The sequence below is a fragment of the Pullulanibacillus pueri genome (genome assembly GCF_014639255.1).
Lineage (GTDB): Bacteria > Bacillota > Bacilli > Bacillales > Sporolactobacillaceae > Pullulanibacillus > Pullulanibacillus pueri.
In genome coordinates this window covers 39,811-57,546 of record NZ_BMFV01000003.1, presented here as the reverse complement: position 1 = coordinate 57,546, position 17,736 = coordinate 39,811, and the positions used below count along the sequence as shown (strand labels likewise).

General features: G+C 41.6%; 15 protein-coding genes. 1 reads left to right on the top strand and 14 read right to left on the bottom strand.

What is annotated here, in order from left to right:
• Positions 1-9 precede the first annotated feature (9 nt).
• From IEV91_RS03220 to IEV91_RS03170, 11 genes are all read right to left on the bottom strand, one after another.
• Entirely contained in the window at positions 10-867 is an 858-nt protein-coding gene (locus IEV91_RS03220; protein ID WP_188495968.1) for a MurR/RpiR family transcriptional regulator, read from the bottom strand.
• 1,030 nt (positions 868-1,897) lie between these two features.
• Positions 1,898-2,803 (bottom strand): sugar phosphate isomerase/epimerase family protein, encoded by a 906-nt coding sequence (locus IEV91_RS03215; RefSeq protein ID WP_188495967.1) that lies wholly within the window; start codon positions 2,801-2,803, stop codon positions 1,898-1,900.
• A 23-nt stretch (positions 2,804-2,826) separates the two neighbouring features.
• Complete coding sequence (locus tag IEV91_RS03210; protein ID WP_188495966.1) at positions 2,827-3,897, bottom strand: Gfo/Idh/MocA family protein; 1,071 nt, start codon at positions 3,895-3,897, stop codon at positions 2,827-2,829.
• A gap of 285 nt (positions 3,898-4,182) precedes the next feature.
• Positions 4,183-5,127 (bottom strand): N-acetylglucosamine kinase, encoded by a 945-nt coding sequence (locus IEV91_RS03205; RefSeq protein WP_229745384.1) that lies wholly within the window; start codon positions 5,125-5,127, stop codon positions 4,183-4,185.
• The gene (locus tag IEV91_RS22040) at positions 5,127-6,614 is read right to left on the bottom strand and encodes a (Fe-S)-binding protein (protein ID WP_229745376.1); all 1,488 of its coding nucleotides are present in this window, start codon (positions 6,612-6,614) and stop codon (positions 5,127-5,129) included. The genes IEV91_RS03205 and IEV91_RS22040 overlap by 1 nt, the downstream gene beginning before the upstream one ends.
• Positions 6,611-8,014 carry a glycolate oxidase subunit GlcD gene (gene glcD, locus IEV91_RS03195; RefSeq protein ID WP_188495964.1) on the bottom strand — a complete coding sequence of 468 codons (1,404 nt, stop codon included), beginning with the start codon at positions 8,012-8,014 and terminating at the stop codon, positions 6,611-6,613. The genes IEV91_RS22040 and glcD overlap by 4 nt, the downstream gene beginning before the upstream one ends.
• Before the next feature lie 292 nt (positions 8,015-8,306).
• Positions 8,307-9,470: a CdaR family transcriptional regulator gene (locus IEV91_RS03190; protein ID WP_188495963.1), complete on the bottom strand. Its 1,164-nt coding sequence runs from the start codon at positions 9,468-9,470 to the stop codon at positions 8,307-8,309.
• 179 nt (positions 9,471-9,649) lie between these two features.
• Positions 9,650-9,856 (bottom strand): hypothetical protein, encoded by a 207-nt coding sequence (locus IEV91_RS03185; protein ID WP_188495962.1) that lies wholly within the window; start codon positions 9,854-9,856, stop codon positions 9,650-9,652.
• 79 nt (positions 9,857-9,935) lie between these two features.
• Positions 9,936-10,562, bottom strand: a complete 627-nt coding sequence (locus IEV91_RS03180) for an SGNH/GDSL hydrolase family protein (protein WP_188495961.1) — start codon at positions 10,560-10,562, stop codon at positions 9,936-9,938.
• A 258-nt stretch (positions 10,563-10,820) separates the two neighbouring features.
• On the bottom strand, positions 10,821-11,771 hold the full coding sequence (locus tag IEV91_RS03175; RefSeq protein ID WP_188495960.1) for an ABC transporter permease: 951 nt from the start codon (positions 11,769-11,771) through the stop codon (positions 10,821-10,823).
• A complete protein-coding gene (locus tag IEV91_RS03170; protein WP_188495959.1) occupies positions 11,771-12,685 on the bottom strand; it encodes an ABC transporter ATP-binding protein in 915 nt (304 codons plus the stop codon). Before IEV91_RS03170 ends, IEV91_RS03175 begins: the two co-directional genes overlap by 1 nt.
• 762 nt (positions 12,686-13,447) lie before the next feature.
• On the opposite strand from IEV91_RS03170, the gene IEV91_RS03165 reads away from it, so the two are divergent.
• Positions 13,448-14,584: a CapA family protein gene (locus IEV91_RS03165; RefSeq protein ID WP_188495958.1), complete on the top strand. Its 1,137-nt coding sequence runs from the start codon at positions 13,448-13,450 to the stop codon at positions 14,582-14,584.
• 226 nt (positions 14,585-14,810) lie between these two features.
• Here the strand turns inward: IEV91_RS03165 and IEV91_RS03160 are convergent, their stop codons facing one another.
• The 3 genes from IEV91_RS03160 to IEV91_RS03150 form a co-directional block, all read right to left on the bottom strand.
• Positions 14,811-15,854 carry a Gfo/Idh/MocA family protein gene (locus IEV91_RS03160; RefSeq protein WP_188495957.1) on the bottom strand — a complete coding sequence of 348 codons (1,044 nt, stop codon included), beginning with the start codon at positions 15,852-15,854 and terminating at the stop codon, positions 14,811-14,813.
• Between the two features lie 66 nt (positions 15,855-15,920).
• A complete protein-coding gene (locus IEV91_RS03155; RefSeq protein ID WP_188495956.1) occupies positions 15,921-16,931 on the bottom strand; it encodes a Gfo/Idh/MocA family protein in 1,011 nt (336 codons plus the stop codon).
• Between the two features lie 2 nt (positions 16,932-16,933).
• Positions 16,934-17,695 (bottom strand): sugar phosphate isomerase/epimerase family protein, encoded by a 762-nt coding sequence (locus IEV91_RS03150; RefSeq protein WP_188495955.1) that lies wholly within the window; start codon positions 17,693-17,695, stop codon positions 16,934-16,936.
• Between the last annotated feature and the right edge of the window lie 41 nt (positions 17,696-17,736).

Below are 17,736 nucleotides of genomic sequence, written 5' to 3'. Positions count from 1 at the left end.
TGTATCCTCCTACTTCACTTTAAAACTCTTTTTAATGGCTTCTCTCGAGCGATTGAGATAATGTATGGACTCGTCGTAATTTTGGCTGGCAATGGCGACGTAAAGGATGTCTAAAATATTCAATTGAACAATTCTAGAAGATGTGGCGGCACTTCGGATGTCTGACTCTGCAGAAAGGGTTTGAATATGAATATCAACTAAACTGCCTAACGTACTGTTTCCATAGCGCGTCATCCCTATTGTCTTTGCTCCCGCCTCCTTTGCGGCTTTTATACTTTCTATAATTTGGCGTGTTTCCCCTGAATTAGAGATGGCAAAAGCCACATCATTTTCTGTTAAGGTCACCGCTGAAGTCAGTTGCAAGTGAGTGTCTGCGTATGCAGTACAAACCTTGTTAATTCTCATAAACTTGTGCTGAGCATCTTGGGCCACTAATTGAGAAGCCCCTGTTCCGTAAAAATCAATGCGTTGCGCTTGCTTGACGAGATCAATCACCTTTTGTAATTGATCTATATCCAATAGTTTCAAGGTTTCGTTAATCGAATAAATATTATTGTTTGATACCGAAGTCATGATGGTTTTCAAGCCACTTTCAGGACGAATTTCTTTATATTCGTCCCCATGTGAGCGATCATCTTGCAAATCGCCGGCTACTCTAAGCTTGAGATCTTGATATCCTTTTAAACCCAGACTTTTGCATAATCTTATGATGGCCGATTGGCTTGAGCCACTGGCCTCTGCTAAATCACTGACAGTCATTTCGACCATTTTTTCCGGGTATTTAATAATGTATTTTGCTGCTTTTTGTTCGGAAGGATTTAAGCTTTGGTTCACTTCCTTTAATCTTGACAGTCCACCACTTAGCATCTTTTTCTCCTTTATGTAAGCGTTTTATAAAGTTTATTATGAGCGTTGTGGTTTTTTATGTCAAGTATTATTTTTATATTTAAAATTTTATTTCATACTTGCATTGTACAGCTCCGCCTTTTTGAAGTCTATAGAATTGTCAGATTTCCTTACCTCGTATTTAAAACTTTGGGTTTAATTTCCTGAGCAATAAGAAAAAACAGGCAAAAGCGTGCCCGGTCCTCATTCAGTTGAGCACTAAAATGTTTTTACAAAAATGCACCGTCAGCCATCCAGTTGATTGGAACGGAAGGCGCGAGACTCGGAACACTTCGGACATAGTGTGTTCCTCAGCGCCGCTGACTCACGGATGCCTAAACTAGAGTCCTTCAGGAACGGGGCCAGCGTTACATCACGAATAAACGTCGAGTTGTTCCGAGAAAGCTGACGACGAAGCGATACGAGTAGACGCAGGAACATGTGACTTTTAATCATAAATACTTTGGAACATAAATCATCCATTCCAAAATGAGCTGTGGCCACTAAGGACGATCGGCTAAAAGCGTCACGTCATTAAGGGACTTCGACTAAAACCGTCACATCCGTGTGACAACGTTGAAGCTAGCACCTCAACCACCCCAAAAAGTAAAGAACACTTTTCGGGGACCCCGATTACCACCCCAAAAAGTAAAGAACACTTTTCGGGGACCCCGATGGTGCGTCGAACGTTGACCCTACCCACATCAAAAAATCGTGAAAACGCGATTTTTTCTGCGAGGATGATTCTCTTAGCAGCTTTCCTTAGTCGTGTGGGCATGAGGAAAACGAGCAGCCAAGAGTGGAAATCAACACCTATTTGATGATCATGATTTCTTACTTCTTAAATAAAACCGAACCATAATCCAGTAAAATATCCGGATCATGGTTCGGTCAAAGTGATTTTCATTTATTCACCCGTTTAAAATGGGTTAGTTATTTAAATAAAATGAATTGATTCAGCTCCAAAAAAGATGGCGAATTGTTGAATGAATTGAACTCACCTCATAATAGATTAAACTTCTTCCCACATTCTACGGGCATTCTCCATGCTTACGCGTGCCCCCATTTTACACTCCTCGATCCCTTCAAATTCAATCGAAGCATAGCCTTCATAGCCAAATTCCTTGATCAGGCGCATAATTTCCCAAGTATCGATATCGCCATTACCAAAAATAGCGCCGCGTAAATAATTCCCGTGCGAAGTTGGGAACCAACCTTCTCCAGGATTGTGTTTCGTGCGGAAATACATATCTTTTAAATGAATCATTGAAGCATATTTGAGATTTTTCCTAACCCCAACGACACTATTTTCTTCTACACACATAAAGTTCCCTACATCTAAGGTCGTTTTATAATTTGGCCTATTGACTGCCTGAATCAATCGTTGGACGCGGTCACTCGCCTGTACAAAATACAAATGATTCTCGACACTCGTTGTAATGCCATAGGAAGCGGCATAATCGGCAATACGTTGACAAGCGGAGGCCATGCGTGGCAATTCACGTTCAAACCTCTCAATATTGACCGTCTCATCATACATCACTAATCCTGCCATGCCTCCTTCTTTATCTGGTGGTGTTGGCACCCAAGCTACATCGTGACGCATGAGTTTCACTCCAAGACGATGCGCCACATCCACTTCTTTCATGACGCGAGCAATTTCTTTTTCGTACTCTTCATCATCTTCTTGGGTAAAGTTAGACAATATAGCATAATTAGACAACTCAATACCGACTTCTTCAGCCTTTTGGCGAACGGCATCAATCAGTTCAGGATTATCAACTAAAGTAAAGCCAAAAGGAACAATTTCAACATGTTCAGCACCATTATCTGCGGCCCATTGAATGACATCTAGGACACTCATTTTTCCACTTCTTATTTCTCTGACCAAACTATACGTACTCAATCCTATTTTCATTGATTTTTTCCTCCTGTAAGGGCTTAATCTTCCGTGCTAAAAATGATCTCTTTTCCTTGTTCTGCCGACTCGTATATGCCACACAAAATTTTTGTCATTTCAACCCCATCCTGAACAGGGCTGAGAGTATCTACACCGTCTAAGCAACACCTTACAAAATGATCAATTTCATTCTGAAACCCTTGATCCATATCAAAGGAATGTTGATCTACTTGTGGGGTTGAATTCAAAATAGTGTTGTGATTTTCGGTTATGATGCATAATTCTGGCTCAACTTCTGCGCCGCCTTTATCACCAAAAATTTTCACGGAGGTCTCATCTTTCTTTGCATGGAGCGTGAAGCTAACATCAACAACAAGCGAAGCCCCGTTTTCAAAGCGAATCATTGCATTCGCCATGTCTTCTACATCATTTTTAGTCGGATCATAGTCTGCAGACTTGTAGCTTGATAGATTCTTAATATTGGCGCGGTTACCGAGTTTAAAGTATGTATTTCCACTGACAGATTTTACTTTTGGGCAGCCCATTAAATACCAGCAAATATCAATGACATGTACCCCAAGATCAATGAGCGGGCCACCACCTGATCTCTTTTTATCAGAGAACCAGCCTCCTGGGTTACCGAATCGACGTAAGTATGAAGCCTTCGCATAATAAATGTCGCCAAGATCTCCAGACTCTATGAATGCCTTCAGCATTTCAACATTTTTATCGTATCGGCGAACAAACCCCACTTGAAGTATTTTCCCACTTGCTTTTACAGCTTCTTCCACCTTTTGAGCCTTTTCGATGGACGTTGTCATCGGTTTTTCCACTAATACATTCTTGCCCGCCTGTAATGCAGCGATGGCAATTTCATGATGAGAGTTATTCCATGTGCAAATGCTGACAGCCTCTATTTCCGAATCTGCCAGTAATTGTTGGTAATCTGTGTATACTTTCTTGATCCCAAATTTTTCGGCTTTCGCCTTTGCACGTGTCTCATTGATATCACAGATTGCCACAAGCTCTACTCTTTCATTCTTATCATAGGATTGTAGATGCATTTGAGAAATGCTCCCGCCACCTATAACTCCAACTTTTAGTGTCACCATTTTTTTGGTCACTCCTCTTTAGATGTTGTTCGAAACTGTCATACTTGATATATTTTTAAATTCTAATAATACTATACAATATATATATAACGATTTAAACTTGTTTCCGATGATCCTCCTACTAACAAAGGAAGTGACTAGTAGCCTATTTTCTTACCCGTGGCGAGAATTACTAAATTAAAAAAGGATCTCCCCCATTAAAGGTGACCCTTTTAAATACACTCTTGATCTATAGCGCCAGCAGTCTACATCTTAAAATAAAACATGATGGACTTGAAAGAGAATTTACTTGGTCATGAGTAGTTTTTTAAGTGTAGTGAATGTGTTATTCTCTCCTGCTTCCCCTAACGCCCCGATCATAGACCCATAAACTGGGGGAACTTCAGGACGGATGAGCGGCTGCTCTATTTGATCCCTTACATTGTTGTAGATGGTTTCGGATTTCCATATCCCTCCGGTTGCTACTATTGAAATGCGTTTCTGGTTAAAGTGATCTAGCCCAGCATGGATTAATTCCAATAATGCCTGAATCGCCGTCTCCATGATTTGTTGGGCCACAGGATCTCCTTGAGCAGTTGCTTTATCTACAATCGGGACCACCCCAGCCAGTGCGGGTTTGGGATCATCATAAATCAATGGGATAACATCGGACATTTTTTCAATCTGGAAATGCTTTAAAAGGCTTTCGAACAATACGCCTTTTTCCCGCAAACCATCATGAGCTTTTAGTGCATAGGCTACGGCTTCTCGACCAATATGATAGCCACTGCCTTCATCGCTAACAAGATGTCCCCAGCCTCCGATTCTAAAACTTTCACCATTAGCATACCGGCCATAAAGAATGGACCCGGTTCCGGCTATGACCACCATGCCTTCCTTGCCTTCCGTCCCACTCCACAGCGCGTTGACGGCATCATTTTCGACTTGGACACGTTCAGCAGGTACTGGGAGTGTTCCTTGAATGATCTGGCGAATGCGATCGTTGAGTACTGGATGATCGGCGCCCGACATCCCAGCAAAACAATGCTTCAGACTAGAAATATTGGCTTTATGACTTAAGAAGAGTGCATTAAAAATCGATTTGAAACGCTCGGTTAATTGTTCTTGAGTTGGAGCGTTCGGATTGGTACTTTCACCAATCACACGATGATGAATATGCCCTGTATGGTCAAAAAGAACGGCATCCGTTTTTGTCCCCCCACCATCAATAGCGACATAATAATCAACCATCACTGAGTCACCTCCCCTTCATCCAAACTTTCAAAAAGATTTGGATCGACACTTTTTAATAGCAGATCGACAAGATGAACGGCCTCCATTTTTCCTTCCAATCCTGCCCGCTTAATCCCGAGCTTCATTTGTAGGAGGCACCCTGGATTAGAGGTCACAATCACTTGAGGGGCAATGTCTTTGACATGGGCCATTTTTCGATCGATAAGCTGTGTAGCCATTTCTTCTTGTATGAGATTATAGATCCCGGCAGACCCGCAGCAGACATCTGCTTCTTTTAATTCATGATAGTCAACGCCCTCAATGGAACGCAGCAGTTGCCTTGGTGCAGTCCCTGTTCCCATCACATTCCGCAAGTGACAAGAATCCTGATATGTGACTCTTTGTGAGGGCAGCCTTAAATCAATCTTATCTAAAAATCCACTTTCTAATAGAATAACAGAAATGTCTTTAATCTTTTCGACGAACTGCTTAGCACGTGCGCTCCATTCCGGATCATCTTTTAAAAGATGATCGTAATCGATAAGAAAGGCGCCACACCCTCCGGCATTGGTCACGATATAATCCACATCTAAGTCTTCAAAAGCTTGAATGTTTCGTTTAGCAAGCTCATGAGCCCCCTGAAGTTCTCCTGAATGCCCATGTAAAGCTCCACAACAGGCTTGACGAGGTGGATTAACAATGTCACAACCTGCAAGTTGAAGCAATTTCATTGTGGCATTATTCGTTTCTAAAAACATTGTGTCCATTAAGCACCCTGCAAAAAAGGCGACACGCTTTGTGGATTCAATGGGCTTGGATCTAGGGCTCTCTCCCTCAGCTGTTGCAGCTTGAAAATCGATTTTTCCCTTTTCTACTTTTACAGGACGCCCATTCACTGTCGTCTTAACATGATAATGAGGCGTTACAGCCTTTAAATGTACAGGTCGAGCTTTCATTCTCTTTGCAGATACAATGGGCGGCAAAATATGTTGCATGTCTCGCATTCCCTCAGGTAAAAGCTGAAGGGCGCCTGTCGCCTCAGCAAGTTTTTTTAAGCCACTTCTTTGATAGAGTCGAATAAGTCCTGTGACTTGCCGCATCCTTTTTTGATGAGGAAAAAGATCTCTGAAAACTAAGCGACGAATCGCTTTTTCCTTAAGTGATTTCTTTTTATTTTCATTAATTGCTCCACGAGCCTGTTCTAATAGGTGACCATATTTAACACCAGAAGGACATACAGGTTCACAGGCACGACAGCCCAGACATAAATCGAGTTGATCCTGAACGTCATCATCGGGTTCTATTTTTCCATCATAGACTGCCTTCATTAAAGCAATTCGACCACGCGGTGAGGCTGCTTCTTTTTGGGTTTCAAGGTAGGTCGGACAGGCGGGTAAACAAAAACCACACCGCATACAATTCATCAATTCATTTTCATCTAATCTTTCTTTAAAAGCCTGCTGAATAGCGGATCTTTCTTTTGGCTTTGTGGGTTTACCACTCATGAAAAGACCCCCTCTGCCGATTCAGAGAATAATTTCCCCGGATTCAAAAGGTTATGGGGATCAAGAGCCGTCTTGATTGCTCGCATTGCACCTATCCCCGCTTTTCCAACCTTCCATTCCAAATAAGGGGCCTTCATTGCACCTACACCATGTTCGCCTGTAATGGTGCCTCCTAGCGCGATTGCCTTGGCAAAAATCTCTCCAAAAGCCTGCTCAACTCTCGCCATTTCTTCGGTGTTTCGAGCATCCGTTAAAAATGTCGGATGCAGATTGCCGTCTCCTGCATGACCAAAGGTACAAACCTCCAGCCCATACTTTTCAGTAATCTCATTGATCGCTCGCACCATTTCAGCGACCTTAGAGCGAGGAACGGTAGCGTCCTCTAATATGGTCGTTGGTTTTAGCCTTGCACAAGCGGATAGGGCAGCCCGTCGCGCCGACCTTAACGCATCCGCTTCTTCTTCGGAATTTGCCTTTTCGACTGAACTCGCCCCCAGCTCTTGGCAAAGCTTCGCCATCTTTTCGATATCACGGTCCACCACTTCAGGGGCTCCATCCTGCTCAATTAATAAAACCGCACCCGCTTCTGTTGGCAATCCTACATGTGCAAAGGCTTCAACAACTTTTATTGTCGCTTGATCTAAGAACTCTAGTGTCGTCGGAATAATTTTATGGGCAATAATAGCCGATACGGATTGTGCCGCTTGATCCATATCTTCGTAGACAGCTAGCAATGTTTTCTTCGTCTCTGGCATAGGGATAAGTTTCAGAATAGCTTCGGTGATCACCGCCAACGTTCCCTCAGAGCCCACTAATAATCGCGTCATATCGTAACCCGCAACATCCTTAGCGAGCTTCCCCCCCGTTCTAATCACTTCACCATTGGCCAAGACTGCCGTTAGTCCTAAAACATAATCACGCGTCACCCCGTATTTTAATCCCCGCAAACCACCAGAGTTTTCAGCGATATTTCCCCCTATTGTTGAAATCTTCATCGAGCTGGGGTCTGGTGGATAAAATAACCCGTTTTTTTCAACATACTTAATCATGTCCTGGGTAATCACGCCGGGTTGAACCGTAAGTGTCAAATTCTCCTCATCTAATTCAAGAATATGATTCATGCGTTGAAAGGTGATGACCACACCGCCTTCCAGCGGACAGGTTCCTCCTGACAAATTTGTCCCCGAACCTCTTGCCACTATGGGGGTCCCTGTTTCCTGACATATCTTCACAATCCTTTGAACATCCTCTGTTGATCCGGGAAATACAATAACATCTGGCATCGCTTGCATGCCTGGCGTTGCATCATATGAATAGACAAGTTTACTCTCATTTGAATCCAGGACATACTCTGCACCTAATGCGGCTACTAACCGCTCTTTTATAGCGCTTTCAATCATGACTATCCCTCCACTCGTGAACTTCAAAAACCGTATGCCTAGGCATTGTTATAGTCTAGAAGATTCTGTTATCGCTTTTGACTAAAGTATAGAAAAAAGACATCTGCCTGACTATGTTTAAATCTACAATAAAAACACACTTTTTTAAATTTTATTTAGATGAATAAACAATAAGAGCTCCAAACGTGTTGGTAAACGGAGAATAGTGTCACATCAACCACTTCCCCATGAAAGTAGAATCACTTTATCGAGGAAAGCATTATAAGTAAAAAATCACAACCGTTGTTGTGATTTACATTTTCGTTTGATGCTTTTGTTCATTCGATAAACGGAGCGCAAGATAGGCAAGGACGATCCCCTCCGTTGTTTTTAGATTAATATTTGTCAGCTTGGCAATTTTGTTAAGACGGTAATGAAGTGTATTTATATGAACGTGTAAGGCCTCAGCTGCTTGAGTAATGGACATCTCTTCAGCGAAATAGGTCATTAATGTTAAAAGGAGAGTGGAATCATTCTCTATAGGCTTAAGTGTTACGTTTAAATAAGCCTGAATGACGTCAATATTTAACTCTTGAAGTAAAATATCCAACCGTAGATGTTCATACAAAGTAATGGGGACGTTATGGCTTGTTGAGTTCAGCGCTTTTTGTGCTTCATTAAAACTAACTTTGAGACTTCTCTTATGGCATTGTTTTGAAAGGCCAGCTCTAAGAAAAAGGGAAGAGCGTTGAAGTTGGCGATGCCATTTTTCTAACACTTTCTTGAGACGTTGAGTTTGAAATCGTGGTTCTTGGATCAGGAATAAAAAGCCATCCTTTCCCCAACGAATCATCATGTCTTCTTTAGAATTAAAATCAGCTACAAACCAGGCCCTCAACTGTTCCTCTAACTGAGAATTTCCCATAGAAGTGATAGGTTCTCTTTTTCCTTGACTTGAGGCTGCTAATCCTTCCAAACGACATAGTAAAAGACCGTAGGATGAATCAATGGATATCCCCAAGATCTCTCCACGCTCTATAAATGATGAATCAATAGTCTCCCTATGCACCCACTCATAAATATAAGACTCAATGCCACGATTACGGGCAGAAAGTTGTTCAGCATGGATCGCTTCTTTAATAAAAAGCTCCGTCAAGCGTCGAATAATGTCAGCAAAGGGGCGAACATCTTCTGGATAGCCTGTGATTCCAATTACACCAATCACCATGTTATTAAACTTAATCGGCATGTTTATCCCCGGTTTAACACCCTTGAGCTGAGCGACATCTTTAGGATGAATATGAACGACCCGGTCTTCAGCAATTGCCATCTTGGCACCCTCATGAAATTCTCCTATACGTTCAGGTTCGCTAGAGGCAATGATTCGACTCGTTGTATCAACAATAATAAAATGTTCATCTATTGAAGAACGTGCTTCTTTCACAATTTTTCGGGCTAAATCTGAATTAAGCTTCATGCTAACCTCATCCATCCTGATCGTTGATTTTCCAAATGACCGTTTCTTACTTATTACTCTCTATATTTTCTGTCCTTTTTGATTCTTCGTCAACACAAACTTAGACGTTTTCCTCCTAAATACATATGCGGAAAAACACTAGGTTTTCCCGCATGCCCTTGGTGCAAACCCGCACCTTATTATTCATATTTTTTAATGACAGGTCCTTTTTCTTTCTTTGGTCCTTTTGGTTTTACGTCCTTCTTTAGAGGTCTTGATTCGTCAATGGCAGGGCTTTCATATTCTGTTTCGACTTTTCCCCCTGCTAGACCTTCATCTATCATGCGATCTTCATCAAAGGTATAGGAAGGTCTCTTCTCACATTCACGCTGCCTTTGTTCTGCCATGATTTCTCCCTCCTTATATTCACTATATTACCCTAGCGAACGAAGAGATAAACCACTGTTAGAATAAGAGACTTCTAGTTTACGCCTCAGCAAAAGCTTTGGCCCACGTCATTGCCATTAGCATTCTGCCGATGGACGTCATGTGGACACCATCTGTTGTTAAAGGCTTCCCTGGTTGTGCTTTGATCACCTTTTGAAAGCTGACATTCTCAGGAATCAATAAGGCATCAAATTCTTTTGCAAGTTTCCGTACAATGTCATGATAGGGGATCAGGCGCTGATTCCCTTCTGAAGTCAGATCTTCGTCTATGACTGTTGCCTCCATTAAAATTAAGCGGGCCTGCGTCTTTTCACGTGTTTCTTTTAATAGTTTTCGATAAATAATCTCAAAATCCTCCGGATAAACTTGTGCTAACTCTGGGCTATCCAATTGCCGCCAAACATCGTTGATTCCAATTGAAACGGAAAGCCAATCAGGTTGCTCATCAATGACATCCGTCTGCCATCGGGCTTCCAAGTCAGTCACTCTATTGCCACCAACCCCTTTATTCACGACATTTACTTTAAGCTCAGGCTGCGTCACCATAAAATAATCATGTAGAAGTCGAACGTACCCTTGGCCTAATCCTTCACTATCTTCAAAGCGGCCATCCTCCGTGATGCTGTCTCCAATAAAAATAATCGTGTCATTTTCTTTAAACTGCATGAGACCCTCTCCCTTTTATTATTTTATTTAAGAGAAACCGGATAAGATGAAGAACATCTAGTCTTTTGCTTAGGCCCTGAAAAAAGGGTGGGCCTGCGGACAAAACATGTCGTCAGCACCTCAGTTGCTTAAAGTAGCAAGCAAGACGCTTCACTCTTACAACATCGGGAATTCCGTCCCTTCTTACCCTTTTAAAAAACAAGACCTCTTCTTAACTTCACATTATGGAGAAAAGCAGAGGTCTTTCTTATATACCGTTTACTCAGCGACATCTCTTTTCTCAAATACGAGCAAAGAAATCAGCATAAAAAGGATAAAATACACAGCTAATATACAAGCAGAGAAAGTAACTGAAGTATGAACAAGTGGTGAGCCCCCACCCACATAATGGTCATAGAGTCCTAAGTTTAAGAAGAAGATATATTTAGGAATTTCTTCATTAAAAGCTGAGAGTATAACGCTCACAAGATTTCCTCCATAATAGATGGCGATACTCAGCCCGATAGCCAAAGCGTTACTCTTGAATAAGGTTGAAATCATAAACGCAAAAGCGGTAATGACAATAATGTCCGCAAGATGTGATCCATAGACTTGTAACAAGTGGAAAAAGACGGAAACATCTTGAACCATATTATGGTGCTCATATAAGAAGCGCGTTGACCCAAAATCACCGCCAAAGAAAATCAATCCTACAATAAAGGAAATGATAAAATTAATCATTAAATAAGCAATGCCAATGAGGACAACACTCAGAAATTTAGAGAGTAAGATTTTCCATCGATGTATGGGACGGATTAACAGCATCTTCATCGTTCCCCAAGAATACTCTTGCGAAACAATACTTCCCCCAATGATCACTAGAAAAATAGAAATAATACTCGCAATTTCTGTGCTAGAATCTACAAAGCCCATCACCGTATTGCTATAAAGCGGCTTTATGTTATGCTCTAACCGATATTTATTCATTGCCATTTCATTTTTCTGTTCGGTGATCGCTGCCATATCTTGATCGGCTTTTTCCTCAAGTTTGCTATCAGCTGAATTCTGAGCTTGTAAGTCCTGCTTCCAATGACTATGATCTTCTGCAGTTTTAAGGGCTATAAATGCCCATAATATTGAAATCGCGATAAGAATAATAAGCATAATCCAAAAAACTTTTCGCTTATATATTTTAATTGTCTCATTTTGAATTAAACGAAGTCCTCGCATTATGATGGATTCCCTCCTGTCAGTTCAAGGAATCTATCTTCCAAGCTTTTCTGCACGCCCTTGATGCCATACACTTTAATGTTATGCTGAGTTAAAGTCGCATTGAGCTTAGGTATAGTTTCTCGATCTGTTTCTACCAATAGCACCTCATCGGCCTCAGTGAACGTTAAATGAGCAAAGGTTTTGCCTAGAACCTCTATTGCCTTTTGCTTTTGATCAACTTCAAAGGCAACCACCTGTTGCGTCTCTTGTGTTTCATTGACGACTTGACTATCGGTAAGTTTACCCTTTTGAATAATTAATACACGGTCACAAATCATTTCTATTTCACTCAAAAGGTGGCTCGAAATAAAAATCGCGATATTTTCATTCGACGCCAATACCTTTAAATAATCTCGTAATTCACGAATGCCAGATGGATCCAAACCATTTGTAGGTTCATCTAGAATTAGAACGTCTGGAGAATGGAGTAAGGCTTGAGCAATGCCTAAACGTTGACGCATACCTAGTGAATAAGTTTTCACTTTATTCTTTATAGCGTCAGTGAGCTTGACCATCTCTACAACATCCGCAATTCGGGAGTCAGGAATATCGCGGTACATGCGTTGAAAATGTTTCAGATTATCTAAACCCGTGAGGAACTTGTACATTTCTGGATTCTCAACAATCCCTCCAACACGTTCAAGTGCCTGTTCTTTTTCTGTTTTAATGCTGTGTCCCCCAATGGTCACGTCTCCTTCTGTAATGGATGTCAAACCCAGCATCATCCGCATTGTCGTTGTTTTTCCAGCACCATTGGGTCCCAAGAAGCCTAAAATTTCTCCTCTATGTATATCAAAGTTTAGATCTTCAACTAAATTTTTTTGTTTAATTCGTTTAGTTAGATGGCGAACTTGAATAATTGCTTCACTCACTCACTTCTCTCCCTTCAATGTAGAAAATAGTATGTTTTTCCCATCATATACTAATACGCATAAAGAAAAAAGAGGTTTCTGAATTATTTTTTGTCATTATTTAGGTTTCTAGAGTTATGTTTCTATTAAAGACCTTTTTCTAGGAAAAGGTGCTTTCTTAGAGGACATGAATTTGAGGAGTTGAAGGAAATTGCGACGTAACGGGTAGGGGGGCGGAGCTGATAATGTGTGATTTCCGCTCCAGGTCGCTCGCTTTCCTCATGCCCACAGGACGTGGGTAGGATCGGTGTTGTCACAGGACGTGACGATTTAACCGATCGTCCTTAGTGGCCTCAGCTAACTTGGGAATGGATGATTGGTTCCCAAGTGGATCTTCGGACTCGTGCTACTCCCGAAGGAGTCTCGCGCCTTACGCTCCAATCACTTACTTGATTGTTGTGACGCTTTTTTGTTAGAAGAAGCTGTCTTTAGTGCAAGCGCAGTGTTGTTTTGTTAGTTTCAGCCTTTATGCGTGCACCATTTGGAAGTTGCAGATGGCTTTTGAAAGTGAGACGCTTCTTTTGTTAGCCTGCTCCTTCTTTAGTGCAAGCACAGCGTTCTTTTGTTTGCCTTACTTTTATTTGGGACACCTACCCGTTACATCGCAATCTATATCAATTGTAACAAATGTTATAAATCTGTTTCTTAATATTTTTAGCGCTTACACCTTATTTTTGCTATAATGAACCGAGTGTATTTTGTCATTTTATGGGGGAATTTTGTATGCGTTATAAGTGGGTCGTACTATATGGTCTAATGTTGGCTGCCTCTATTGGGGTGCTTGTTATTTTCTTTACGCATTCTGAAGAATCACAACAGACGCAAAATATACCCTCTGTTTTGACCTCTGCACAACCTCATAAAACCATTGATAGGACGGTCACTTTGGCTGCCGTTGGCGATGTTCTGATTCATTCTCAAGTCTACGAAAAAGCTAAAACAAAAAATGGTTACGATTTCAGACCGATGTTCGAAGAGGTTAAACCTATCCTTTCCTCAGCTGATATAGCCGTTGCCAATCAAGAATCTATGATGGGTGGGGAATCCATCGGACTCTCTACTTATCCTGCATTTAATAGTCCCTTTGAAATCGGAGATGCTTTAAAGGATACTGGGTTCGATGTTGTTACGATGGCCAATAACCATACTTTAGATCATGGTGAGAAAGCCATTCAAAACGCTATTCATTACTGGGACAAAATCGGAATGGTTCATACGGGAAGCTTTTTATCCGAAAAGGATCGCAACACACTCCGTATCGTGGAGAAAAATGATATTAAATTTGCCTTTTTGGCCTATACCTATGGGACAAATGGCATTCCGACGCCTAAAAATAAAGAGTATCTCGTCAACAGAATTGATCTCCCCACCATTAAAAAGGATGTAAAGGCAGCAAAAAAGAAATCAGATGTTGTGGTTGTTGCCCTTCATTTTGGTCAGGAATATGAAACGATGCCCAATGCTGATCAGAAGCAATTAGTCCAAGCTCTTGCTGATGAAGGTGTTGATATCATTATTGGAAATCATCCCCATGTCCTTCAACCTTTGGCTTGGGTCAAGGGGAAATCTGGTCACAAAACCTTTGTCGCATATTCGTTAGGGAATTTCCTTTCAGGTCAAGATGAACTCAATCGCAAGTTAGCGGGGATATTAGAATTAAAGATTGATAAAGTTATTACAGATTCCAAAACAACCATTAAAGTTTCTGATCCTACATTTACACCTACTTGGGTCGATCAGAAGGATTATCATATTATTCCCCTTTCTAAGGCCGGAAATTACGGGCTAAAAGACGCCCCCTCTTTATATAAAAAGGTCACTCAACATATGAAAGAGTGGATGCCTGCGTTGAAATTTTAAGAGCATGAATGTGCTGACCTGACTTTTTATAAGATATTAGAAAACCTGGCGAGCTTGCACTTCACCGCTTCGCTAAGCACAACCTTGTGTTGGGGCATACCTTCACACATTAGATTGTACCCAACCAAAGTTGCTCTTATAAGGTCATCTGCAAGTTATAATTCTGGCATAAAAAAAGCGTATCTCTTACGACTTTTCGTAAGAAGATACGCTTTAAAGTTTCTTTTTAAAATCGAACAACTTCACCTGTATCGGCGGATTCGTAAATCCCATTGATGATCTTTTGAAGAGCAACACCTTGTTCAGGAACACTCACAGGCGTTGTGCCATTCAGACAGCATTCAACAAAACGCTGGACTTCGAGTTCATGTCCACCCTTTTTAGGCAAATATGCAGGAGTAACATCCAGCAATGTCTCATGCTTCTCTTGATAAATTTTAAGAGGGAACACATCGGCTCCACCTTTATCCCCCATTAACGACACTTGCATCACATCTGCTTTTTCAACATTAGCGGCAAACGCAGTCTCTAAAACTAGAGTGGCACCATTCTTGAACGTCACCATTGCAATAGCCATATCTTCAATTGAGAAGTTCTCCCAATCCCAATCGCCCATAAGACCCACACCTTTACGATTGCCAAGCTTTTGATGGGTTCTTCCATAAACACTTTCAGGTTCGGGGTAGCCCATTAAGTAAAGAGCGGCATCTAACATATGCACTCCGATGTCAATAAGCGGACCTCCACCTTGAAGTTCTTTATTCGTAAAGACGCCCCAGCCTGGGATCCCTCGACGACGGATCGCATGAACTCTGGCAGAATAAATGTCCCCCAGTTCGCCTGCCTCTGTGAAGCGTTTTAAAGTTTCCACTTCAGGTTGATGGCGATAATGGAAGCCATAGGTGAGAATCTTCCCTGCTTTTTCTGCTGTCTTCGCCATTTGCTCTGCCTCGGCAACGGTCATTGCCGGTGGCTTTTCACAAAGTACGTGACAGCCTGCTTCTAAGGCTGCAATAACCGCAGGGGCATGAAATTTATTTGGAACACATACGCTGACAGCGTCAAGATCTACTTCGGTAAGCATTTCCTCAAAACTGCCGAACGCATGAGGAATAGAAAATTCCTCAGCTAAAGCGACAGCACGATCTTTTGCCACATCAGCAATGGCCACCACATTTACACGCTCACCACATTTTTGATAGTTCGGGAGATGAGCCCCCCGAGAAATGCCTCCGGCGCCAATAATTCCTACGCGTAACGGGTCACTCATTGGTTGATACCTCCATACATCATTCATATCCTGTGCTATTACGTATTATGTCACAAAGAATGCCCTTTAAGCCTTTTGAACAACCTCTTTAAGTTCAATTCGTCGACCTTCTTTATTAGAAAGAGCAGCGGCCTCATTAATTTCTGTTAATTTTATAACATCCTTTTTAGTAATCGCAGGTTCTTGATCATTAAGGATGGCATCCACCCATTGCTGCATTGCAGATGAGATAGGCCTAGGAAGATCTTCCTGCTTGATCGTTCCAGCATCTGGATGATCTGCATTTAAACGAACAATTTGGTCATCAATTAATAGCGAGCCTTTTGTTCCATATAATTCAAGTGTAAAAGGACTCCCATTAGAGACGAAACCGGCTTCAATAATGCCCTGTGCGCCAGATTCATAATCAACCAACACCACTGCATTGTCATCTACTTGGTGCCCTAAGAAGGAAGAAAGGCTAGCTGTAAGTGATTTTGCCTCTCCTGCCAAACGATTGGTCAAATAAATTGGATGAGCGCCTAAATCAATAAGAGCCCCACCACCACAGCTAACAGGATCGAAGAAATGCGGTGGTAACCAGCCTTGCGTTTTGCCTTCCGGTGGAACAGCACCATTATGTGCCAAGCGGCATCGAATGGTGGTGAGCTCACCAAGGATCCCCCTGTCGAGGACATCTTGAGCCATTAAGTAATGAGACTCGGTTAATCGTGGCAAAGAAGCCATGAGCTTAACGCCTTTTTCTTCAGCTGCTTTATAGATTTCTTCACAATCTTTTACTGTGAAAGCCAATACTTTTTCAGTAAAGACATGCTTACCATAGTGAATCGCTTCCAAAATCACTTTTTTATGTAAATTGGTCGGTGTATCCACTATCACTGCGTCAATTGTAGGATCCGCTAATACTTTTGATAAATCCGCTTCAAAGGCAACGCCTAATTCCTTTGCCCAAGCTGCGCCGCGTTCAGCATCTTCATCCCATACTTTTTCAATTGAAAGATTAGGATTTTCCGTTGCCTGACGTGCATAGTCTCCGGCATGAACATGCCATTTACTTAACATTGCGACTGAAATCATTTTTATTCCCCCTTAATTTTACGTAAATTCTTAATGTTGATAGCAGCACTTTCAAGTGTATCCTGCTCAAAATCTTCTTGTTCTACTGTGAACCAGCTGACACCATACGTCTCACCAATGTCCAGTAGATTCTTAATATCGAGGGTTCCATTACCAACTTCGGTACTGACTCTCTTTCCGTTGGCCTCTTTCATATCTTTAATATGAAGAGACACACAGCGTTCCTTATGCTTACGAATAATCGCTTCAGGATCCAATCCACCGTTAGTCACCCAATAACAATCAAGCTCTACCTTTACATACTCGGGATCAGAATTTGCGAATAAAATATCAAATCCACGCTGACCATCTGCAAATGGCTTAAATTCAAAATCGTGGTTATGGTAGCCAAAGACAAAGCCTTCTTTTTTACAGACTTCTCCAATACGATTTAATGCTTCAGCCGCTCGTTTATAAGCTTCTGCGCTTTCTTGATATTCTTTTGGTAAAGATGGACAAATGATTAAATGGTTATTGATTTCGTGGTTATATTCGAGTGTTGAGTGTAATTGATCCCCTGTTAAGGCATCAAGCCCCATATGACTGCCCGCACTCACAAGACCACTTTCATCCAGAACCTTTTTTAGCTCTCGAGAAGGTGTATTAAAAAAGCCAGCAAACTGCACGCCATCATAGCCCATCTCACCGATTTTTCGGATCGTTCCTAAAAAGTCTTCACTTGTCTTATCTCGCACTGAATATAATTGTAGACCGAATTGACTCATGTCATCTCTCCTCCTTTAACCGCTTTCATATATTATAATAG